Raw genomic sequence first — 21,262 nt, 5'->3', positions numbered from 1 at the left:
CATAATGCTTTTTAAGACTTGTTTGTTATCACTGTTATGAGATTTCTCCTATCGTCGAAATGACAATTTGCTTGTTCAATTTTATGTTATCAACAAATAATTTTTACAAACAAGTTAGCTCCTTCCCTTTGGGAAGGTTGGGATGGGCTTCTAATTCATTTCCTCCCAAAATCTGCAGGAATTTCTCCCCAAGCTTTGGTTTCCCATTTAAGAATTGGGTTTTTATAGGTGTTATTTTTCAGCCAAGTTTCAGCTCTTTTTATCAACTCTAATAAATCTTTATTAGAAGCATCAAAATGCATATTGGTTTTGCATCTTTTTTGTTTTACCCAACTCATGGCAATTCTAGAATCGGAATAAATAGGAATATTTTCTTTGTTTTTGCTCTTTAATAAAGCAATTCCGTGCACTAGAGCTAGGAATTCACCAATATTGTTAGTTCCTCTAGCAAATGGGCCTTTTATAAAAATTTGTTGCTTATTATGCGTTAAAACGCCTCTGTATTCCATTTTACCAGGATTTCCAGAACAAGCAGCATCTACAGAAATACTTTCTAAAATAGGTCTTCCAATTTTTTCTTTTTCTGTTGATGATAACGTTTTCTTTTTAGTGTCTTTACCAACATAGTCTGCATAATTTTTGGTTGCAGCTATTTCGGCTTCATTTAAATCTGCAAAAGATTTGTATTGCGCACCTTCAAAACCATCAATTTGCTTTTTACAGACTTTCCAAGACGTAAAAACTCCTTTTCTGTGTCCGTTCCAAACTACATAAAACTTTTTTTTACTCATTTATAGCTAAAATTACATCTTCAATTACTCTCGGAAAGTAACGTTGCTCTAAAATATGTATCTTTTCTGCAATTTTTTCGGGTAAATCTTCCTCGTTTAAGGCAGTTTTTGCCTGATAAATGATGGCGCCTTCATCATAATTGGCATTTACGTAGTGAATTGTAATACCAGTTTCTAATTCTTTATTTTCTTTTACGGCTTTATGAACGTTCATTCCATACATCCCTTTTCCGCCATATTTTGGCAATAATGCAGGGTGAATATTGATGATTTTATTAGGAAAAGCATCGATAATTTTGGTTGGAATTTTCCATAAAAAACCTGCTAAAACTATGTAATCTGCCTGCTCTTTTAATAGGTTTAGAATTTCATCCGAAGTAAAAAAAGCTTCTTTTTTAAAATGTAAACATTTGATGTCTAATTTTTTACACCTATCAAATACTTTGGCATGCTCATTGTTACATAGCACAGTAGTAACCTTAGCGGTTTTAGTATGATTAAAAAATTTAATAATGTTTTCTGCGTTCGTTCCAGAACCAGATGCAAAAATAACAATACGCTTCATAACTTCATTTCTAAGCTACAAAAAAAAGAATAATTATTAACAAATAGATTATTTTAAGTGAAGATTAAATATTTTTCTTTACTTTTAAACATCATTTTCGCGGCAAAAATTAGTTTTAATTGCTAAGATTTGTATTTTTGCCACGATTAAAATTTTAAAAAACACAAAATTATGTCAGACATTGCATCAAGAGTAAAAGCTATTATCGTAGACAAATTAGGCGTAGACGATAACGAAGTAACAACAGAAGCTAGCTTCACAAACGATTTAGGAGCAGATTCTTTGGATACTGTTGAATTAATTATGGAATTCGAAAAAGAATTTGATATTCAAATACCAGATGATCAAGCAGAGAACATCGGAACAGTAGGTCAAGCAGTAAGCTATATTGAAGAAGCTAAAAAGTAAATTTATATGCAGTTAAAACGAGTTGTAGTCACTGGACTTGGCGCACTTACGCCAATTGGTAATAATATTGAAGAGTATTGGAATGCTTTAGTTAACGGAGTTAGCGGTGCAGCACCTATCAAGCGGTTTGATGCTGCCAAGTTCAAAACTCGTTTTGCATGTGAATTAAAAAATTTCGAGGTAACGGACTTTATTAATAAAAAGGACGCTAGAAAAATGGATCCATTTACGCAGTATGCAATGGTTGCTTCAGATGAAGCAATTGCAGATGCGAATTTTGATCTAGAAAAATTAAACAAATTACGCGTTGGTGTAATTTGGGGAGCAGGAATTGGAGGCTTAGAAACTTTTCAAAACGAAGCTATAAATTTTGGAGCTGGAGACGGTTCACCAAGATTTAACCCATTTTTTATCCCAAAAATGATTGCAGATATTGCGCCAGGAAATATTTCTATTAAAAATGGATTTATGGGGCCAAATTATACTACAGTTTCTGCATGTGCATCATCTGCAAACGCAATGATAGATGCTTTAAATTATATTCGTTTAGGTACTTGTGATGTTGTTGTAACTGGTGGCTCTGAAGCTGCAGTTGTAATTTCTGGTGTTGGTGGTTTTAATGCCATGCATGCCTTATCTACAAGAAACGAAAGTCCAGAAACAGCGTCTAGACCTTTTGATGCAGAACGAGATGGTTTTGTATTAGGAGAAGGAGCCGGTGCTTTGGTTTTAGAAAGCTACGAACATGCAAAAGCAAGGGGAGCAAAAATTTATGCAGAGGTTATTGGAGGCGGTATGTCTTCTGATGCTTATCATATGACGGCACCTCACCCAGAAGGAATTGGTGTTATTGCTGTAATGAATAACTGCTTAGAAAATGCAGGTATTAAACCAGAAGATGTAGATCATATTAATACACATGGTACTTCTACTCCTTTAGGAGATGTTGCAGAATTGAAAGCTATTTCTGCGGTTTTTGGAGAACATGCTAAAAACATTAATATTAATTCTACAAAATCTATGACAGGTCACTTGTTAGGTGCTGCAGGAGCTATTGAATCTATTGCTGCTATTTTAGCAATGAAACATAGCATTGTGCCACCAACAATTAATCATGTTAATGTAGATGAAAATATCAATCCAGAATTAAACTTAACTTTAAATAAAGCTCAAAAGCGAGAGATTAACGTTGCTATGAGTAATACTTTTGGTTTTGGTGGGCATAATGCATGTGTTGCATTTAAAAAATTAGATGAATAATACTCTATGAATTTTATTCGTAAAATAGTAAAACCTCACAATGAAGAGGATGCACAATTATACAACGAATTAAAAAAACTACTTAATTTTTCTCCTAGAAGAATAAATAAATACAAAAAAGCATTTACACATAGATCTGTGCAAATGCTAGATAGTAAAGGAATACCTATTAATTATGAACGTTTAGAGTTTTTAGGAGATTCTATTCTAGGATCTGTAATTGCATCTTATTTATACAAAAAAGTACCTACAGGTAGTGAAGGTTATCTTACACAAATGCGCTCTAAAATTGTTAGTAGAGAGCATTTAAATGAATTAGGAAAAGACTTAAACTTAATACGTTTTGTAAAAAGTAATATAGATCAATCTAACGTTGGTGATAATATTCATGGTAATATTTTTGAAGCATTAGTAGGCGCTATTTATTTAGATAAAAACTACAATACTTGCCAGAAATTTATTTACGAAAATGTAATTGTTCCTTATGTAGACATTGAAAAGCTAGAAGGAAAAATTACAAGTTACAAAGGGCTTATTATAGAATGGTGTCAGAAACAAAAGAAGAAATATACTTTTGAAACGTATGAAGATTCTGGTAACGAGGCAATCAAACATTTTAGTGTAAAGATTAGTATCGATGGAGAGCAAATAGCCAAGGGTAGAGCTACTTCTAAGAAAAAAGCAGAAGAGCAAGCATCTAAAAGAGTCTACTTTGCATTTCAAAAACAAATTAATATAGGCTAACTCACGATAACGTTTTCGTTAAAATTAACGGTAAAGTTCGTAAACAATTAGTAATTTTGTTTTTCATAAAAACGAGTATTAGTTATTATCTATGCAGGTACACGCTTTAGAAATGGACGATTTTTGCGAAGAAGAATATTCTTTAATAGGAATCCATTCTACATTAGAAGATTATAAACTTGCCTACTTATTAAATAAAAACCTAAATACCAGGTTTTATAAAGCAAAAGAAGATTTAGAATTTGTTATAGAAGAAAAGACAGCCTCTTTTTCTATATATAATTATGAAAATATAGAATATGATTACGAGTGGTTTTTAATAGCGAATAGTTATAAAACTGAAAACCAAACGGCATCTAACGCATTGTTATTAACATCAGAAACAATAACATACCTCATTCCAGAAAAGAAAAAAGTAGATTTTTTTTTAAAAATTTCTGGAGATTCAGAGTATGAGTTTGTTATGAAAACTATAAATAGTATTAAAAGTATTGATAATGTAATTACCGCATATTCAATAGATAAAAACACCTTAAAGTCTAAAGACTTTTTAATATTTTAAACATGAAAGACTACAAAAAAACAAAAATAGTTGCAACCTTAGGTCCAGCAATAGACACTAAAGAAAAGATGAAAGAGTTGGCAATTGCAGGTGTCAACGTTTTTAGAATTAATTTTTCTCATGCAGATTACGAAGTTGTAAAACAAAATGTGCTAAGAATTAGAGAAATTAATGAAGAAGAAGGCTTTAATGTTGCAATTTTAGCAGATTTACAAGGACCAAAACTTCGAGTTGGAGTTATGGAAGAAAATGTCATCTTAAAAGATGGAGACTTCTTTACTTTTACTACAGAAAAGTGTATTGGTAACAACCAAAAAGCATTTATGACGTACCAACGTTTTCCTAAAGACGTAAAAGTTGGTGAAAACATTATGGTAGATGATGGTAAATTACGTTTTGAAGTAGTTTCTACAGATAAAGACAAAGAAGTTGTTGTAAAAGTTATAGTTGGTGGACCTTTACATTCTAAAAAAGGAGTAAACTTACCAAACACAGCTATTTCTTTACCCGCTTTAACAGAAAAAGATAAAGAAGATGCCGTTTTTGCTTTAGGCTTAAACGTAGATTGGATGGCACTTTCTTTTGTAAGAACACCAGAAGATTTAAGAATGTTACGCGATTTAATCGATGAGCATTCAGATTATAGAGTACCCGTAATTGCTAAAATTGAAAAACCAGAAGCAGTTGCAAATATAGACGCTTTAATTCCTTTTTGTGATGGTTTAATGGTTGCCCGTGGAGATTTAGGAGTAGAAATTCCTATGCAAGACGTTCCATTAATTCAGAAGAAATTAGTAAGACGTGCAAAGAGAGCAAGAATTCCTGTAATTATTGCAACTCAAATGATGGAAACAATGATTGATAACCCTGTTCCAACTAGAGCAGAAGTAAATGACGTTGCCAATTCTATTATGGATGGAGCAGATGCAGTAATGTTATCTGGAGAAACTTCTGTAGGGAAACACCCTTTAAAAGTAATTCAGAAAATGTCTGAAATCATTAAAGCAGTTGAAAACTCTAGAATGATTAAAGTACCACATGAAGCACCACATATTAGAACAAATAGATTTATAACAAAATCAGTTTGTCATCACGCAGCTTTAATGGCAAATGATATCGATGCAACCGCAATTTCTACTTTAACAAATAGTGGTTATACAGCATTCCAAATTTCAGCATGGAGACCACAAGCTAAAATATTAGCATTTTCATCAGAAAGAAGAATTTTAGGAAAACTAAACTTACTTTGGGGTGTTAAAGCTTTTTATTACGATAAAAACTTAAGTACAGATGATACTGTTGTAGATATTAACAAAATATCTAAAGAAAAAGGATTTGTTAAAGAAGGAGATTTAATGATTAACCTTACTTCTATGCCAGTTGAGGCTAAAGGAATGGTGAACACTTTAAGAGTTTCTGAAATAGAATAAATACCTATAAAATAATATTTTATAAAGCATCTTGAGAAATCAGGATGCTTTTTTTTGCTTTAAATTTAAAAGTATAGTTTCTTTAGAAGCTGTTTCCTGCTTTCCACTGTATCTTTTTAATATGTCATTGCGCAGTTTTCTTTTTTATAAACTATGGCAATCTCTTAATTAAAATAGATTTCACTTGCTTAGCAAGGTATTAAAAAGGATGCCGTTTCAATCAGGGCTAAACTTGTTTGGTTGCTATTTGTTATTCTTTAAAACAAAAGGAAGCCTAATTATCTGTATTTCTTTTAAACATCTTTTTATAAAGAAATTAATAATTAAACAAATTACAATTAGTGCAATTAGTAAAATCATTTTTTTTTTTTGATTAATAATATATTTATAAATCTTAAATAATACCCGTAGACTTAAAAATACAAATGCAGTTGCATACTTATATACATTATGAATAAAACTCTTTAAAATGGCTTTATATAGAGTGTAAAGGAGTAAAAGTAGCTTCCATAAGCAAGAAGAAAACCTACCAGATAATAGTACAACCCGTATAAAGGCATTAACCTTTTAAAATTGAATCTATTAATATTTTCTTTTTTCTCTAAAATGGTTAAATGGACATCGTTTGGTATTATTTTTTAAATGAAACAGCGCATTTTTAATTAAAAATACAGTTTTTGATGTTTTTTGTCTCGATAAAATGTAGGTTTTAAATTAGAAAAACTTCAATACATAACTCTAAAAAATTATAAGTACAGATATAAGAGAAGAAAAGTTTTTCGTTTAATTATTTGATAAATAAGTATCTATAAAAGTATGAAATAAAAAAAAACTTTATGTAATTGTTGCATAAAACAGAAAAAACAGTAAATTTAAGAGAACCAAAAAATAAAATTACTATGGCAATTAAAAGCTTTCAAGGAAAAAGAGATACAAGTCAGGGAAAAGAGGATGCACAAATTTTAGTGTCTGATTATATGACCAAAAAATTGATAACTTTTAAAGCAGAGGATACGTTAGATCATGTAATTGTACAATTAATTACACATAAAATTTCTGGTGGACCTGTTGTAAATGATCAAAATGAATTGATTGGTATTATTTCTGAAACAGACTGTATTAAACACATTTCTGAAAGTAAATACTACAATATGCCTTCTGATGTTAACAATACGGTAGGTAAATATATGGTAACTGATGTTGATACGATTGATAAAAACACGAATATTTTTGATGCAGCTTTCAAATTTATTAGTTCTCACAGAAGAAGATTTCCTGTGGTAGATAACGGAAAATTAATTGGTCAAATTAGTCAAACCGATGTGTTAAAAGCTGCAATAAGTGTAAAAGGTAATACCTGGAATAGTTAAAACCTTTTTTTAGATTTAATATTTGGTAAATCTGTAATAATTAATTTTTGTTTATCAGAACTTTCTAGTTCGGCTATTTTAGAATACGAATAGCCTTCTATGGGTTCTTTTAAGCTTTTCCACTTTGTAATATTTTTAACAGTAATTTCTCCTTCAATTTTTATAAAAGCTTAAGTATAACGTAAGGTTGCAATTAATATTAGCTTTTACTCTTTTCTAATTAATAAAAAAGTCTCATTTTCTAAAGGCAAATAACCTTCATTGTAAACGTAAAAATAAGTATTTCCAGTTTTTGTTTTGTAAATAGAGGTAAAGAACTGAAAATCGAATCCTTTATCGTACAATTTGGTTCTGGTTACTTTTGTTTTACCGGTTGTATTTAATTCTGATAAAATTTTGTAATTTTTTCTAAGTCGATTGTTAATATTTCTAATGAGGTTTTTACTGTCTTTGTTAACACGATTGTTGTACGCGTTTCTACAATAATCTGAACAGAATTTCTTATCAATTCTACCTTTAACAACTTCATCACACTCTAAACATTTTCTACTTTCCATAGTTTTCTTTCTTTAGTTCGTACCAATTTACCAGCTCATTATCTTCTTTAAATTCGTTTACAAATTGCAAACCAATTTTTTGTAAAATTTTATTAGAACCAATATTTCCAATTTCTGCAGCACCATAAATAATGTCTAAGTTCATGGTTTTAAAACCATATTCTAAACAAGCAATGGCAGATTCTAAACCGTATCCATTTTTCCAATATTTCGGAATGAAGCGATAGCCAATATCAATAAAATCTTGAAAACCATTTAAGCTTTCTTTTGCTCCTTTATTTAGTTTTAAACCAGACCAACCTATAAAATTACCTGAAGATTTTTCTATAACAGCAAACCGACCAATACCATTTTCTTTATACTGTTTTAGAATAAATTTAATCATTCTTTTTGCTTCTTCTTTCGTTTTAATTGTCTTTTTCCCTAAATATTTATGAACTTTTGGGTTAGAATCTAACTCAAACATTCCTTCTACATCAGTTATTCTAAATTCTCTAAGAAGTAGTCTTTCTGTTTCTAAATGAAATTTCATAAGGTAAATATACTTAATTTTTATCCGTTTACAAACGACTACAAGTAATTACAACCGAAAGTAATTGTTTTGTAACCGAATAAAGTTGCAATGGTGTCGCAACTTTGCAGAGTCAAAACGAATTGACAAAAACAAATTATAAATCTGCATTCCATAAAAATGCATAAAAACTTATCTTATGAATACGTTAAGAAACAAAGTACAGTTAATTGGTAGATTGGGGCAAGATCCAGAAATAGTAACTTTTAAAGATGGTAATAAAATGGCTAAATTTTCTATGGCTACAGATGACAGTTACAAAGACAAAGCAGGTAATAAAGTAGAGCGTACTTATTGGCATAATATTGTTATTACTGGTGGCTTGGTTAAGGTAGTAGAAAACTATGTAAATAAAGGGCAAGAAATTGCGGTTGAAGGAAAGTTAACAAATAAATCTTATGATACTAAAGAAGGAGAAAAAAGATATATTACAGAAATTATGGTGAATGAATTATTGCTCTTGGGAGCTAAATAATTTACATAGAAAGAGGCTGTCTAGAAAGTATTGAACTTTTTAGATGGTCTTTTTAAATTAGATGTTTACGTTGTTAGAATTAAGAACTTTTGTTTGTAATTTTTTTACCTGTCATTTCATTGACTGTAATTCTAAAAACAATTGGAATTTTTTTAAGGGTACTTTTGTTAGAGAAATCGCTGATACAATGCAAATCTCTGTGTTCCTTTTTTAAAATTAGTGCTTTAATACCCTCGGTAAAATCGTGCAAATATTTTTTTGCTACAGAACCAGATAGTTCTTCATAGACACCATGCACTAATACAGAATTACACGTATTGCCGTCTGCTTTTTCTAAAACCTGTAGAGAAACTTTTCTATAATTTCTCATTGCCTTTGTTTTATGACCTTCTTCAGAATAGCCAACAATGCTTTTTTTCTTGTCAAAAAAATAGGTCATGGGTACAATAAAAGGTCTTTCTATATAAATATAGCTCAGTTGCCCTATATAGTTATTTTCTAATATGTTTATGCATTCACTCTCTTTTAAATTAGTTGTCATGATGCTGGTTTTTAGTTAAAACAAGTACCTAATCTAATTAAAGTTAATTAGATAAAATATGATATATATCAGTTTAATGATTTTTTAACTATTATAGATTTTAAATTATAAGGTTTAGATGTGTTAAAAATCTTAAAAGATGAAGTATAAAAGCTGAAATAAGGAACTCTTTTTTACAAGAAATTATTTTCGAATTTTATTCGTTTTGGTAAAACCTGAGTTTATTTTGTAAATTGGTTATTTCTTTTTTTAAAGAATCTACTTGGTTTAATAAGTTATAAATTACATCTACACCTTCTAAGTTTATGTTTAAATCATAATGCAAACGAATCATTTTTTCAACTTCTGTTATTTGAGTAACTTTAATATAATGATCATCATTTTCTACAATAACCTCTATTAATTCATACTCTTTTAATTCATTTATAAAAGCTGTAGGAATGCTGTAGTGGGCACAAAACTGCTGAATAGATATTAAATTTTGAGTTTCCATATTTAGCGTTGTTTTTGTAATTCTTTAATTAATGCTATTTCTTTTTCGTTTAATTTAGTTGGTGTTTTAAGTTGATAAGTGATATATAGATCTCCAAACTGCCCCTCTTTTTTATATTTAGGAAATCCTTTTTCTTTTAACTTTACTTTGGTTCCGTTTTCTGTTTCTGGCTTAATGGTTAGTTTTACTTTTCCATCAAAAGTATCAACCGTTAATTGTCCGCCTAAAAGAGCGGTATATAAATCTAGATCTACATCAATATAAAGATTGTCTTTGTCTCGTTTAAATTTTGTATTATTTACAATAGAAAACTGAATGTATAAATCGCCATTCGGACCACCATTTACACCTTTTCCTCCATGCCCTTTTATTTTGATTACTTGTCCGTTTTCTACACCAGCCGGAATTGTAATTCTAATGTTTTTTCCATTAACAGTAATTACCTGTTTTTGTGTTTTGTAAACATCGTTTAAATTTAGTTGAATTTCAGAATTGTAATCTTGCCCTCTAAATTTAGCATTCGTTCTTCTTCCTGAAGAAGCACCACCAAACATGTCACCAAACATATCAGAAAAATCTTCTTGAGAATACCCACCTTGATTACTTTGAGACCTACTTTGGTGTTCTTGCTGTCTTTGTTTTTCTTGTTCGTAAGCTTCTCCGTTTTGCCAATGCTCTCCATATGCATCGTATTTTTTACGATTTTCTGGATTGCTTAAAACTTCATTTGCTTCGTTAATTTCTTTAAAGCTCTTTTCGGCAGTTTTATCATTCGGGTTTAGATCTGGATGGTATTTTCGTGCTAATTTTCTGTAAGCTTTTTTAATATCAGCTTCAGAAGCACTTTTGGTAATTCCTAAAATTTTATAATAATCTATAGAAGCCATCAATTAAGGTGTTTAAAAAGTAATATACGTATTTTTTTTAATTTGGTTGTGAACAACAACTTAGTTAAAATACTACTTAAATTTATTATTTTTCAAGTTCTAAACTTAGTTTTGCAACCAATTTTAATTCAGATTTATTTAAATCTGCAACAGAAGCAGCAATTTTGGTTGCTGTTTTTATAATTAGATTTTTTATCTCTTTGGTAAATAAAGAAGGATGTTCTTTTTTAAAATCGATAAACTCATTGTAGCAAGTTTCTGAATTTAAAAAACTTTCATTGTTTAACCAATCGAAAACAGTTTCTATTTGATAGGCTGCATCCGAATGAAAATCATCATCTACAGGATCTATTTTAGTCCATTTGTCTTTTACTATTTTTTTTAAAACATTAAATTCTACTTCTTCTACAATGTTATCTGCAGCTGCAATTGCGAAAAATAATTTACCTAAGTTTTCATAAAAAGAAATAATTGTGTTTTGTGATGGTTTCATAATTAAGAATTTATGAATATGAGTAAAGTTATATAATTATGAGTTACATAATTATGATATTAGTCATAAAATGTTATAATTTCAATATAAAATGTAGTATTTTTAATCTTTGTTTAATTAGATAATTTATTACCAAATGCTAAGTAAAGATCGGGATGTTTTTAATGTGCTTTTTGAGGCTGTATCAGAGGGAGTTGTTGTAGTAAACGATAAACAAAACATAGTTTCTGTAAATTCATCTGTAGAGAGAATGTTTGGTTATAACCCAGAAGAACTCATAAATAAACCACTTAATATTTTAATCCCTAAAAATTATCACGCAGGTCACGGAGCCCATTTTAAGGGTTTTATGAAGAACAAAGAAAAAAGGCAGATGGGCAACGGGAGAGACTTGTATGGAGCCCGAAAAAATGGCGCTATTTTTCCGTTAGAGGCAGGTTTAAATCCGTTCCAAATTAATGGACAAACTTTTATAATGGCTCTGGTAATCGATATTTCTGTTAGAAAGCAACAAGAAGAAGAAATACATCAATTAAATAATGAGTTAGAAAAAAAGGTCTGTGAGCGAACAAAAGAATTAAGTAAAACAGTTCATGAATTAAAGGTTGTAAACATTGAATTAGATGAAGAAAACCATAAAAGAATAGAAGCAGAGACTAAAATTAAAGATGCTTTAAAAAAGGAAAAAGAACTTAATGAATTGAAGACGAAGTTTTTATCGTTAGTTTCTCATGAGTTTAAAACACCTTTAAGTGGTATTTTAACGTCTACAATGCTTTTAGGGAAATATAAATTGGCAGAACAACAAGAAAAAAGAGATAAGCATTTAGAAACCATTACCAATAAAGTACATTATTTAAATAATATTTTAAATGATTTTTTATCGGTAGAAAAGCTAGAAACGGGTAAGATAAATTACAACTTTCATACGTTTAGATTAAGTAAGGTTGTAGATGAGGTAATTTATAATGCAAACATGCTTTTAAAAGAAGGCCAAAGAATTAAATATCCAGAAGATATAGATGAAATTTCTTTAACACAAGATGAAAAAACCATCGCCTTGGCATTATCTAATTTAATAAACAATGCTATTAAATACTCGCCAGAAAATTCTGAAATAGATATTAAAATAAAGCAAGATAATACAGTTACTACTATTAAAATAAAAGATCATGGAATTGGTATTCCTAAAGCCGATCAAAAAAATATATTTAACCGTTATTTTAGAGCAGAAAATGCATTATTAACGGAAGGAACCGGAATTGGTTTAAATATTATTAAAAGTCATTTACAAAATTTAGGAGGAACGATTACTTTTGAAAGTGAAGAGAATATAGGATCTACTTTTACATTGAAGGTTATTAACAAAGCAATATGAAAAAAATACTATTAATTGAAGATGATGTAGTTTTAAGGGAAAACACATTAGAACTTTTAGAATTATCAAACTATGAAGTTACGAGTGCTGCTAACGGTAAAATAGGAGTACAATTAGCTAAAAAAATGGTGCCAGATATTATTGTTTGTGATATCATGATGCCAGAGTTAGATGGTTATGGTGTTTTAGAAGCTTTAACGAATAACGAAATAACCCAACACATTCCGTTTATCTTTTTATCAGCAAAAACAGAAAGAAGAGATGTTAGAAAAGGAATGGATTTAGGAGCAGACGACTATATAACCAAGCCTTTTAATGAAGATGAGTTAATAAGTGCTATAGAAAGTAGATTGGCAAAAGCAGCGATACTAAAAGATCGTAGAGAAACCAAAGTAGTAATACCAGAAGAAGTAGAAGACATTAGAAGTCTTAATGACTTAAAAAATTATTTTGAAGATAATGGAGAAACTTTTACTTTTTTAAAAGATGCAAGCATTTATAAAGAAGGGAATAACTCTAATTATATTTATTTAATAAATAAAGGACTTATAAAATGCCATAAGCTAGATGAACAAGGAAAACAACTTACAACTGCTTTATATAAAGAAGATGATTTGTTTGGTTATACTTCTTTTTCTCAAAATTTAGCATATCAAGAATCTGCAACGGCAATTCAAAAAACCGAATTAGTAGGGCTTTCTAAAAAAACATTAACAGGTGTTTTAAATAAAAACCATAAAGTAACATTAGAGTTAATAGAATTGTTAACAGAAGACTTGGCAGTTGTAAAGGACCAACTTTTGCAAATGGCGTATAGTTCTGTGAGTAAAAAAACTGCTAAAACAATTTTAATGTTTGCAGAAAAGTTAAATAGAAAACCAGAAGATCATATAAAAATTTCTAGAAACGATTTAGCAAGTGTTGCCGGTATTGCAACAGAAACGTTAATAAGAACAATGTCTAGTTTTAAGAAACAAGGTTTAATAGAAATAGAAGGTAGAACTATTAGAATTTTAGACTTAGAGAAACTTAAAGAAATTTGCTAAAAAGAAAGCAAATAAGGTCAATATGACCGATATCATTTTTTAAAAAGTATTGTAGCAATAAATTTGTCTTTTATATAAAAGATGAATTTAAATGAAAGCTATTTTACTCCCTACAGATTTTTCAGACAATTCTTGGAATGCTATTGAGTATGCTTTAAACTTTTATAAGCACACTACGTGCCATTTTTATTTGTTACATGTTAATCGATTAAATAACGTTGTAATAGACGATTATTTATATGATGATACGCAAGAAATTGTAATAGATGTAAATGTAGAAAATGCAAAAAAACAACTAAAAGAACTTCAGCAAAAAATAGCAATAAATTTTAATAATAACAAAAATCATAAATTTTATACTTTAACAGACGATAATTTTTTTATAGAATCTATAAGACAGCATGTAGATAAAAAAAAAATAGATGTTATTGTTATGGGTACAAAAGGAGCTAGTGGTTTTCCGGGCTATATTACTGGGAGTAATACGGGAGATGTTATTACAAAGGTAAAATGTACAACTTTAGTTGTGCCAGAAAATGCTACATTTAAGAAAATTGAAGAGGTTGCGTTTCCTACCGATTTTTCATTATGTAATGAATTACAGATTTTAGAGCCGATAACAGAAATTTTAGAAGAAAAAAAATCGTCTTTACGGGTTTTAAATATCAGTAAAAAAGTGACTGCTTTAAATGAAGATCAGCAAAAAAGTAAAGAATTATTAGAAGATTACCTCTATAATTACATACATAGTTTTCATTTTTTAACAAATAAAAAAGTAGAAGATGCTGTGCAATGTTTTGTAAATAGTAGAAATATAGATATGATTGTTATGGTGGCAAAAAACCTTAATTATTTTCAGCAAATATTATTTCATACCAAAGTAACGGAAATAAGCTATCACACCGATGTTCCTTTTTTAGTACTGCATGAATAAAAACAATATGTTATGGATAATTCAATTTTTTTAGCAAAGTTTTGGGGTTATTATTTACTTATTTTTTTCGTTATACTAAGCTTTAATCCTAAAAGGATTAGGCAAATATTTAATGATTTAGAAGATCAAAAATTTCTGATTATTTTTTCTTTTTTAGCCATTATTATTGGGTTGATAAATATTCTATTCCATAACATTTGGGAGCCTAATTGGAAACTTATAATTACCCTAATTGGTTGGTCTTCATTACTTATAGGATTATCGCTCTTTAGTATTCCGAAGCGAACCATACATTGGTTAAAACTTGTAAATATTAGATTTGTACAGGCAGTATATACACTACTTTTTCTAATAGGTTTGTATCTATTAAATATTGCATATGCTATTATAATAATTTAATTAAAATGGATTATCTTAGAACTACATACGAAACGATAGGTTTCAATAATTTTTTTATTAATAACTAAAAACACCATAAAGATGAAAATGGATATTCAATTTGTTAACATGTCTACAAGTGAAACGATGGAAGCTTATACTGAAAATAAGCTAGATGGTTTGGTTAAAAAATTCGAAACAATTATTAAAGCAAATGTGTTTTTTAAAAAAGAAAACGATTCTAAAAACAAAGGTGTAATTTGTGAAATAGAATTAAGTGCACCAGGACCAAGATTATTTGCTTCTTCTAATGAAAAAAATTACGAACTTGCTGTTAAAAACACCATTTCAGATTTAGAAAAACAATTAAATAAGAGAAAAGCAATTACAAAACCTTATTTGTAAAGACAGATAAATGCTCGGTTAAATTATTATCAGGCTAATAAAGACTTTTTTTAGTCTGATAATAATTCTGCAACAAATGTGCTTTATCTTTCTGATAGATATTTAACTCTTTACTAAGGAGAATCTAAGAAATTTAGAGGTTCATTTTATACTTAAAAAAAATACAATATTCTATTTTAAAACCATACAGATAAAATAAGCCTATATCTAAACCTTCCTTCTTGGTAATCATGAAATAGGATATGTAATTTAGAATTTATTAAAAATAAGAATCATGAAAAATATACTTTTACCTACAGATTTTTCCGATAATTCATGGAATGCAATTCAATATGCAATTCAATTGTTGAAGGATGAAAAATGTAATTTTTTTATAATGAATACGTATACACCAGTAATTTATGATGTAGAGTATATGAACCCAGATGTTGAAGGTTTTAATTTAATTGATGTAGTAAAAAACACATCAGAGATAGAACTTAATAAACTTCAACAAAAAATTGAAAGTCAATTTAAAAACCCAAATCACACGTATCGTAAAGTAGCTTCATTTAATACTTTAACAAATGAGATAGAAGAGTTGCATAAAAAACATGTAATGGATCTTATTGTAATGGGAACTAAAGGAGCAACGGGTTTAACAGAAATTTTATTTGGCTCTAACACCGTGCATATTATTAAAAATGCAAAATGCCCCGTGTTGGCAATACCAAGTAATTATGCTTTTGAAGCTCCTAATGAAATATTATTTCCTTCGGATTATGAAGTTTCTTTTAATGAAAAACAAGTAGAACAAATTGTAGATATTGCCCTTTCTAATAATTCTAAAGTAAATATTATAAACACTAATTATGGCGATGATTTATCTAAAAATCAATTAGAAAATCAACAAAAATTAAATAAAATATTAAAAAATGTTACCCATTTATTTTATAGTGTAAGCAACCAAAGTGTAACAGGAGCAATTTCTGAATTTCAATTAAAAATGCGAATTAATCTATTAGTTATGATTAATAATAAGCATTCTTTTTTCGAAAATCTATTTTTTAAATCAACAATTAGTCAAATAGGTTTTCACCTAAATGTACCCTTCTTAGTAATTCCTTCAGGAGAAAAAACAAACTAATTTAGATGATATTAATCATTTTATAAGCTTGTTTTTTAAGGTAAATTAGTGGTAGGTAAATTTTATAGAGTAGAATTTAATACTATTTATTATGAAAATAAAACATGTAAATACAAACTATATAGAGTGGTTAAGTGCAGAAGAAATGCATAATGATTCTAAAGAGTGGCGTTTAGAGCTAGAGTTTTTAAATGATGAATATCTTTTTTTTGAAGACTTAATAAAATGGAATACCCTTCAACTAATCGATTTTCAACCTTACGCTAAAAGTAAAGAAACTATAGAAAAATTAAGTAATTCTATAAAAATCAATAATCAGTTAATTCAATTGGTTAGAAAACATGAAAATAGTCTTCAGGTTCTAATTGATGGAATTAATGTATCTAAAGAAGAAGCTTATAAGAAAGAACATAAAACACTTCTTATTTTATTTAAAAATCACTTAAAAGAACACAGAGAGTTTAAACTAAATTTATTTGATACTTTAAAAAAGATCAAAAAAGTAGAAAAACAAAAAAGAATTATAGATGTAGAATAAGTAAAATAGTAAGATAAAGCTGTGTAAAATTGATTTGTAAAAGTTGAATCCGCCCTTTTTAGGGCGGATTATTTTTTTATATAAACTAATATTTACGACTCAAAGCGCTTGTAATTAACTGTTTGTGATGTGTTTTTGTTAAAGTAATCCTAAAACATATTCATTTAAGATCTAGTTAAAATAACAAAAGTAATTTTTTGTAACTTCCAACTTTAATTTTAAACAGACTTTCTATGCCAAATTATACACTTCATATTAACGGAACAGCACGTAAAGTATCTGCAGATGCAGACACACCATTGTTATGGATTTTAAGAGATGAATTCAATTTAGTAGGCACAAAGTTTGGGTGCGGCATTGCACAATGTGGTGCTTGTACAGTTCATATAGACGGTGTTGCAACAAGAAGTTGTCAAATGCAAGTTTCTATTTTAGATGATGTAAAAATAACTACTATAGAAGGATTGTCTACTGATGGAAAACACCCAGTACAAGAAGCTTGGAAAGAGATTGATGTACCACAATGTGGATATTGCCAAGCAGGACAAATAATGACTGCTTCTGCATTTTTATCAGAAAACAAAAACCCTTCAGAAGAAGAAATTAGAGAGGCCATGCACGGTAATATTTGTAGATGTGCTTCTTATAATAGAATTGAAAAAGCAGTAAAAGTTGCTGCAAATAAAATGTCTTAATCATAAAACTACTTCACAAAATGGAATCTATATCAAAGAATAATTTTAGCAGAAGAAACTTTTTAAAGGCATCAGTTTTAGCAAGTGGTGGTTTATTAATTGGGTTTAATTTACTAACAGCTTGCAAGCCAGAAGCAGTAATGCCTGTAGATATTGAAAATTTAAACTTTAATGATTTTAATGCGTTTATTAAAATTTCTGATGACGGCTATGTCACTATTTTTTCACCAAATCCAGAAATAGGGCAAGGTGTAAAAACAGCAATGCCAATGCTTATTGCAGAAGAGTTAGATGTAGATTGGAGTAAAGTTAACGTTGCTCAAGGAAATCTAGACACTAATAATTTTACCAGACAATTGGCTGGTGGAAGTCAATCTATTCGCTTTGGTTGGGATGCTTTAAGACAAACAGGAGCAACTACTAAACAAATGTTGGTAAATGCTGCTGCTGCAAAATGGAATGTAGATGCAAGTACGTGTAAAGCATCAAAAGGAATTATAACCAATGCAAATGGAGATACATTAGGCTATGGAGATGTTGTAAAAGAAGCAGCATTATTAGAAGTGCCAGAGAATGTAAAATTAAAAGAGGCTAAGGATTATACTATTATTGGTCAAGAAATTGTAAATGTAGATATTGATAAAATTATTACCGGAAAACCACTTTTTGGATTAGATTACAAAACAGATGCAATGGTAATTGCAACTGTTTTAAGACCACCAGCTTTCGGGCAAATATTAGAAAGTTTTGATGCTACAGCCGCAAAAAAAGTAAAAGGTGTAATTGATGTTATTACAATTGGAGATAAAGTAAGAAAGTATATTGCGTCTGGTAAAGAAAACTGGACATTTACCATGTCTGAAACAGATAAAGTAGTGGTTATTGCAGAAAATACTTGGGCAGCAATAAAAGGTAAAAAAGCAATTACTGCAGTTTGGAAAGTAGATAGTAAATTAGAATCTACAGAAAACCATGATGTAGTTTTAACGGATATTTTAGACGGAGAAAAACTAGATATAAGAAGAGAAGATGGAGATATAAAAAAGGCTTTTGCATCTGCAGATAAAGTGATAGAAAAAACATATCATTCACCTTTTTTACCACACAATTGTATGGAACCTATGAATTTTTATGCTGATGTTACATCAGAAAAAATACATTTAGCAGGACCTGTACAAACACCAGAATTTGCAGCAAAAGTAGTTGCAGATTTGTTAGATTTTGATGTAGAAAAAATCTCGTTAGAAATGACCAGAATGGGTGGTGGTTTTGGTAGAAGATTGTACGCAGATTTTGTGTATGAAGCTGCAGAAATATCTAATGCCATTAAAAAACCTGTTAAATTGGTTTCTACTAGAGAAGATGATATGACAACAGGTGTTTACAAACCTGCTGTAAAATATAGAATAAAAGCCGCTTTAAAAGACGGAAAAGTAACTGGTTATCATTTAAAAGAAGCTGCTGTAAATGTAAATATGTATGGATTAATTCCTAATTTTTTTCCCGCAGGATGCATCCCTAATTATAAAGTAGAAACGGCCAGTTATAATAGCAACATTACAACGGGAGCTTGGAGAGCGCCTTATACAAACTTTTTAGCGTTTGCAGAACAAAGTTTCTTTGATGAATTAGCATCAGAATTAAATGTAGATACCATTCAATTACGTTTAGATTTATTACAGAATGTAAAAGGAACTACAGATGAAAAAATAGAATATTCTGGGCAAAGAATGGAAGATACTATTAAATTAGTGAGAGAAAAGGGAAATTGGGGTAAAAAAGAAGAAGGTGTTTACCAAGGTTTTTCTGCTTATTATAGCCATAATACACATGTTGCCGAAATTGCAGAAATTGTATTAAAAGAGGGGCTACCTGTTGTTAAAAAAGTAATTGTTGCGGTAGATTGTGGTATTGTTGTAAACCCTACAGGTGCAAGAAACCAAGTAGAAGGTGGTGTTTTAGACGGAATAGGGCATGCCATGTATGCAGATTTCTCTTTTAAAGACGGAAAACCCAATGCTAAAAACTTTGATACCTATCGTTTAATTAGAATGCAAGAAACGCCAAAAGTAGAGGTGCATTTTGTACAAAATGATTTATCGCCTACAGGGTTAGGAGAACCAGGTTTACCTCCTGCTGGTGGTGCTGTTGCTAACGCTATTAACGTAGCTTTAGGAAAAAGAATTTATAAACAGCCTTTTATTAACGAATTAAAAAAGAGCACTATTTTAGGCTAACTTACTAGCAATATTAAATTAAAATTGAGTTTTGATAAAAATGAAAATCGCTAAAAACAAATGAATGTTTTAGCGATTTAACAAAAGTGAGGGTAACTTTTATTTGTTAAAAAGTATAGGGATTTCTTAACATGTTACTTCTCTAATATTTTATAGGGATTATATTAACGTTCTGCTAAATTAGTTAATTGTTTGATATTAAGTATTTTAATTAGTTAAGGTGAAGAAAATGTTCTTTGAGCTGTTTGTAATTATCGATAAATAGTTGAACTATAAGTGTAATTTATGAATAAAAATCTATTTTATATAAAAAAACTTCCTTTAAAATTAAAATAGCATTTTCTTTCTTATTTAAAACTTTAAAAAAGAATAGTATTATGTGATTTCTATCTTTGTAGGAAAGATATACCATAAAAAAAAGTCGCTTTAAGCGACTTTTTTTATTATATAAATAAGCTTGTGTTAACTAACTTGTTGTCCGTTTTTAACTGCTTTTGTAGGTTCTACAAATGCAAGTTTACCATCTGGTGTATCTGTCATTAAAATCATTCCTTGGCTTTCTACACCTCTAATTTTTCTTGGTGCTAAGTTTACCAAAACAGAAACTTGCTGACCAATAATATCTTCTGGAGAGAAGCTTTCTGCAATACCAGAAACAATAGTTCTTGTATCAATACCAACATCAACCTTTAATTTTAAAAGTTTTTTAGTTTTTGCAACCTTTTCTGCCTCTAAAATAGTACCAATTCTAATATCTAGCTTGGTGAAATCTTCAAACTCAATTGTTTCTTTTTGAGGCTCTAAAACTTTATTTTCTTGCTCGTTAGCAATTTTAGTTGCTTCTAATTTTTCAACCTGAGCATCAATCGTTTTATCTTCAATTTTAGAAAACAACAATTCGGCTTTGTTTATTTGATGCGTTGCTGGTAATAAAACATCTTTTTCGGTAATATCTAACCAAGAAAGGGCATCATCAATATTTAAAATTCCTTTTAATTTATCTGAAGTAAACGGTAAAAATGGTTTAGAAACTACGGCCAATGCTGCAGAAATTTGCAAAGCAACATACATAATTGTATGTACACGTTCTGCGTCTACTTTAATCACTTTCCAAGGCTCTTCATCCGCTAAATACTTGTTACCAAGTCTAGCTAAGTTCATTAATTCTTGGCTTGCTTCTCTAAAGCGATATCTTTCAATAGATTTTCCAATAATATTCGGAAACTCTTTTACAGCAGCTAAAACATCTTCATCTACTTCTGTAAAATCATTTGCAGCAGGTACAATCCCTTCGTAATATTTGTTTGTTAAAACTACAACTCTATTAATAAAGTTACCAAAAATAGCAACCAATTCGTTGTTGTTTTTTTTTTTTTTT

Annotated in this window: 24 protein-coding genes; 15 read left to right on the top strand and 9 right to left on the bottom strand. The window is 29.3% G+C overall.

Annotation, left to right across the window (positions count from 1 at the left end):
* Positions 1-155: 155 nt before the first annotated feature.
* Positions 156-791, bottom strand: coding sequence for a viroplasmin family protein (locus tag GQS58_RS06175; protein WP_166383922.1), 636 nt, complete (start codon positions 789-791; stop codon positions 156-158).
* Positions 784-1,356, bottom strand: a complete 573-nt coding sequence (locus GQS58_RS06170) for a phosphoribosylglycinamide formyltransferase (RefSeq protein WP_166383920.1) — start codon at positions 1,354-1,356, stop codon at positions 784-786. Before GQS58_RS06170 ends, GQS58_RS06175 begins: the two co-directional genes overlap by 8 nt.
* Positions 1,357-1,527: 171 nt before the next feature.
* Here GQS58_RS06170 and GQS58_RS06165 point away from each other — a divergent pair, with 171 nt between their 5' ends.
* The 6 genes from GQS58_RS06165 (at position 1,528) to GQS58_RS06140 (ending at position 7,130) form a co-directional block, all read left to right on the top strand.
* Positions 1,528-1,764: an acyl carrier protein gene (locus tag GQS58_RS06165; protein ID WP_004569249.1), complete on the top strand. Its 237-nt coding sequence runs from the start codon at positions 1,528-1,530 to the stop codon at positions 1,762-1,764.
* A 6-nt stretch (positions 1,765-1,770) separates the two neighbouring features.
* Positions 1,771-3,024 carry a beta-ketoacyl-ACP synthase II gene (fabF, locus tag GQS58_RS06160; protein ID WP_166383918.1) on the top strand — a complete coding sequence of 418 codons (1,254 nt, stop codon included), beginning with the start codon at positions 1,771-1,773 and terminating at the stop codon, positions 3,022-3,024.
* A gap of 6 nt (positions 3,025-3,030) precedes the next feature.
* Positions 3,031-3,768 carry a ribonuclease III gene (rnc, locus tag GQS58_RS06155; RefSeq protein WP_166383916.1) on the top strand — a complete coding sequence of 246 codons (738 nt, stop codon included), beginning with the start codon at positions 3,031-3,033 and terminating at the stop codon, positions 3,766-3,768.
* 112 nt (positions 3,769-3,880) lie between these two features.
* Positions 3,881-4,330 (top strand): IPExxxVDY family protein, encoded by a 450-nt coding sequence (locus GQS58_RS06150; protein ID WP_240914566.1) that lies wholly within the window; start codon positions 3,881-3,883, stop codon positions 4,328-4,330.
* Positions 4,331-4,332: 2 nt separating this feature from the next.
* Positions 4,333-5,760 (top strand): pyruvate kinase, encoded by a 1,428-nt coding sequence (gene pyk, locus GQS58_RS06145; RefSeq protein WP_166383912.1) that lies wholly within the window; start codon positions 4,333-4,335, stop codon positions 5,758-5,760.
* An 899-nt stretch (positions 5,761-6,659) separates the two neighbouring features.
* Entirely contained in the window at positions 6,660-7,130 is a 471-nt protein-coding gene (locus GQS58_RS06140) for a CBS domain-containing protein (RefSeq protein ID WP_166383910.1), read from the top strand.
* 206 nt (positions 7,131-7,336) lie between these two features.
* On the opposite strand, the gene GQS58_RS06135 is transcribed toward GQS58_RS06140, so the two are convergent.
* The gene (locus GQS58_RS06135) at positions 7,337-7,687 is read right to left on the bottom strand and encodes a hypothetical protein (protein WP_165731465.1); all 351 of its coding nucleotides are present in this window, start codon (positions 7,685-7,687) and stop codon (positions 7,337-7,339) included.
* A complete protein-coding gene (locus GQS58_RS06130) occupies positions 7,677-8,219 on the bottom strand; it encodes a GNAT family N-acetyltransferase (RefSeq protein ID WP_166383908.1) in 543 nt (180 codons plus the stop codon). The genes GQS58_RS06135 and GQS58_RS06130 overlap by 11 nt, the downstream gene beginning before the upstream one ends.
* A 178-nt stretch (positions 8,220-8,397) precedes the next feature.
* Between GQS58_RS06130 and GQS58_RS06125 the strand changes: the two genes are divergently transcribed.
* Positions 8,398-8,733 (top strand): single-stranded DNA-binding protein, encoded by a 336-nt coding sequence (locus tag GQS58_RS06125; RefSeq protein WP_166383906.1) that lies wholly within the window; start codon positions 8,398-8,400, stop codon positions 8,731-8,733.
* A gap of 79 nt (positions 8,734-8,812) precedes the next feature.
* Here the strand turns inward: GQS58_RS06125 and GQS58_RS06120 are convergent, their stop codons facing one another.
* The 4 genes from GQS58_RS06120 to GQS58_RS06105 all read right to left on the bottom strand — a co-directional run bounded on the left by GQS58_RS06120 (position 8,813) and on the right by GQS58_RS06105 (position 11,147).
* Entirely contained in the window at positions 8,813-9,274 is a 462-nt protein-coding gene (locus GQS58_RS06120) for a pyridoxamine 5'-phosphate oxidase family protein (RefSeq protein WP_166383904.1), read from the bottom strand.
* Positions 9,275-9,470: 196 nt separating this feature from the next.
* Positions 9,471-9,767: a chaperone modulator CbpM gene (locus GQS58_RS06115; RefSeq protein WP_166383902.1), complete on the bottom strand. Its 297-nt coding sequence runs from the start codon at positions 9,765-9,767 to the stop codon at positions 9,471-9,473.
* A gap of 2 nt (positions 9,768-9,769) precedes the next feature.
* Positions 9,770-10,654 (bottom strand): DnaJ C-terminal domain-containing protein, encoded by an 885-nt coding sequence (locus tag GQS58_RS06110; RefSeq protein ID WP_166383900.1) that lies wholly within the window; start codon positions 10,652-10,654, stop codon positions 9,770-9,772.
* Between the two features lie 85 nt (positions 10,655-10,739).
* Entirely contained in the window at positions 10,740-11,147 is a 408-nt protein-coding gene (locus tag GQS58_RS06105) for a hypothetical protein (protein ID WP_166383898.1), read from the bottom strand.
* A 136-nt stretch (positions 11,148-11,283) separates the two neighbouring features.
* Between GQS58_RS06105 and GQS58_RS06100 the strand changes: the two genes are divergently transcribed.
* From GQS58_RS06100 to GQS58_RS06065, 8 genes are all read left to right on the top strand, one after another.
* The gene (locus GQS58_RS06100) at positions 11,284-12,525 is read left to right on the top strand and encodes a PAS domain-containing sensor histidine kinase (RefSeq protein WP_166383896.1); all 1,242 of its coding nucleotides are present in this window, start codon (positions 11,284-11,286) and stop codon (positions 12,523-12,525) included.
* Positions 12,522-13,571: a response regulator gene (locus GQS58_RS06095; protein ID WP_166383894.1), complete on the top strand. Its 1,050-nt coding sequence runs from the start codon at positions 12,522-12,524 to the stop codon at positions 13,569-13,571. The genes GQS58_RS06100 and GQS58_RS06095 overlap by 4 nt, the downstream gene beginning before the upstream one ends.
* 91 nt (positions 13,572-13,662) lie before the next feature.
* On the top strand, positions 13,663-14,505 hold the full coding sequence (locus tag GQS58_RS06090; RefSeq protein WP_166383892.1) for a universal stress protein: 843 nt from the start codon (positions 13,663-13,665) through the stop codon (positions 14,503-14,505).
* Between the two features lie 480 nt (positions 14,506-14,985).
* Complete coding sequence (gene hpf, locus GQS58_RS06085) at positions 14,986-15,288, top strand: ribosome hibernation-promoting factor, HPF/YfiA family (protein ID WP_166383890.1); 303 nt, start codon at positions 14,986-14,988, stop codon at positions 15,286-15,288.
* 274 nt (positions 15,289-15,562) lie between these two features.
* Positions 15,563-16,414, top strand: a complete 852-nt coding sequence (locus tag GQS58_RS06080; RefSeq protein ID WP_166383888.1) for a universal stress protein — start codon at positions 15,563-15,565, stop codon at positions 16,412-16,414.
* 91 nt (positions 16,415-16,505) lie between these two features.
* Positions 16,506-16,952 (top strand): hypothetical protein, encoded by a 447-nt coding sequence (locus GQS58_RS06075; RefSeq protein WP_166383886.1) that lies wholly within the window; start codon positions 16,506-16,508, stop codon positions 16,950-16,952.
* Positions 16,953-17,185: 233 nt separating this feature from the next.
* Positions 17,186-17,647 carry a (2Fe-2S)-binding protein gene (locus GQS58_RS06070; protein ID WP_166383884.1) on the top strand — a complete coding sequence of 154 codons (462 nt, stop codon included), beginning with the start codon at positions 17,186-17,188 and terminating at the stop codon, positions 17,645-17,647.
* 20 nt (positions 17,648-17,667) lie between these two features.
* Positions 17,668-19,884 (top strand): xanthine dehydrogenase family protein molybdopterin-binding subunit, encoded by a 2,217-nt coding sequence (locus GQS58_RS06065; protein ID WP_166383882.1) that lies wholly within the window; start codon positions 17,668-17,670, stop codon positions 19,882-19,884.
* Between the two features lie 462 nt (positions 19,885-20,346).
* Here GQS58_RS06065 and metG read toward each other — a convergent pair.
* A partial coding sequence (metG, locus tag GQS58_RS17135; protein ID WP_240914565.1) for a methionine--tRNA ligase subunit beta occupies positions 20,347-21,262 on the bottom strand: 916 nt, incomplete at its 5' end.

The sequence above is a fragment of the Polaribacter sp. 11A2H genome (genome assembly GCF_011379025.1).
Classification (GTDB): domain Bacteria; phylum Bacteroidota; class Bacteroidia; order Flavobacteriales; family Flavobacteriaceae; genus Polaribacter.
The sequence above is the reverse complement of the archived record's forward strand: the minus strand, read 5'-3'. Positions and strand labels throughout refer to the sequence as shown.

Bases quoted from the DNA above. Each gene is read 5' to 3' on its own strand.
- pyk (WP_166383912.1), top strand. From the start codon at position 4,333: ATGAAAGACTACAAAAAAACAAAAATAGTTGCAACCTTAGGTCCAGCA.
- GQS58_RS06100 (WP_166383896.1), top strand. From the start codon at position 11,284: ATGCTAAGTAAAGATCGGGATGTTTTTAATGTGCTTTTTGAGGCTGTA.
- GQS58_RS06135 (WP_165731465.1), bottom strand. From the start codon at position 7,687: ATGGAAAGTAGAAAATGTTTAGAGTGTGATGAAGTTGTTAAAGGTAGA.
- GQS58_RS06110 (WP_166383900.1), bottom strand. From the start codon at position 10,654: ATGGCTTCTATAGATTATTATAAAATTTTAGGAATTACCAAAAGTGCT.
- hpf (WP_166383890.1), top strand. From the start codon at position 14,986: ATGAAAATGGATATTCAATTTGTTAACATGTCTACAAGTGAAACGATG.
- GQS58_RS06175 (WP_166383922.1), bottom strand. From the start codon at position 791: ATGAGTAAAAAAAAGTTTTATGTAGTTTGGAACGGACACAGAAAAGGA.
- GQS58_RS06140 (WP_166383910.1), top strand. From the start codon at position 6,660: ATGGCAATTAAAAGCTTTCAAGGAAAAAGAGATACAAGTCAGGGAAAA.
- GQS58_RS06090 (WP_166383892.1), top strand. From the start codon at position 13,663: ATGAAAGCTATTTTACTCCCTACAGATTTTTCAGACAATTCTTGGAAT.
- GQS58_RS06115 (WP_166383902.1), bottom strand. From the start codon at position 9,767: ATGGAAACTCAAAATTTAATATCTATTCAGCAGTTTTGTGCCCACTAC.
- fabF (WP_166383918.1), top strand. From the start codon at position 1,771: ATGCAGTTAAAACGAGTTGTAGTCACTGGACTTGGCGCACTTACGCCA.
- GQS58_RS06150 (WP_240914566.1), top strand. From the start codon at position 3,881: ATGGACGATTTTTGCGAAGAAGAATATTCTTTAATAGGAATCCATTCT.
- GQS58_RS06075 (WP_166383886.1), top strand. From the start codon at position 16,506: ATGAAAATAAAACATGTAAATACAAACTATATAGAGTGGTTAAGTGCA.
- GQS58_RS06125 (WP_166383906.1), top strand. From the start codon at position 8,398: ATGAATACGTTAAGAAACAAAGTACAGTTAATTGGTAGATTGGGGCAA.
- GQS58_RS06065 (WP_166383882.1), top strand. From the start codon at position 17,668: ATGGAATCTATATCAAAGAATAATTTTAGCAGAAGAAACTTTTTAAAG.
- GQS58_RS06165 (WP_004569249.1), top strand. From the start codon at position 1,528: ATGTCAGACATTGCATCAAGAGTAAAAGCTATTATCGTAGACAAATTA.
- GQS58_RS06170 (WP_166383920.1), bottom strand. From the start codon at position 1,356: ATGAAGCGTATTGTTATTTTTGCATCTGGTTCTGGAACGAACGCAGAA.
- rnc (WP_166383916.1), top strand. From the start codon at position 3,031: ATGAATTTTATTCGTAAAATAGTAAAACCTCACAATGAAGAGGATGCA.
- GQS58_RS06130 (WP_166383908.1), bottom strand. From the start codon at position 8,219: ATGAAATTTCATTTAGAAACAGAAAGACTACTTCTTAGAGAATTTAGA.
- GQS58_RS06070 (WP_166383884.1), top strand. From the start codon at position 17,186: ATGCCAAATTATACACTTCATATTAACGGAACAGCACGTAAAGTATCT.
- GQS58_RS06120 (WP_166383904.1), bottom strand. From the start codon at position 9,274: ATGACAACTAATTTAAAAGAGAGTGAATGCATAAACATATTAGAAAAT.
- GQS58_RS06095 (WP_166383894.1), top strand. From the start codon at position 12,522: ATGAAAAAAATACTATTAATTGAAGATGATGTAGTTTTAAGGGAAAAC.
- GQS58_RS06105 (WP_166383898.1), bottom strand. From the start codon at position 11,147: ATGAAACCATCACAAAACACAATTATTTCTTTTTATGAAAACTTAGGT.
- GQS58_RS06080 (WP_166383888.1), top strand. From the start codon at position 15,563: ATGAAAAATATACTTTTACCTACAGATTTTTCCGATAATTCATGGAAT.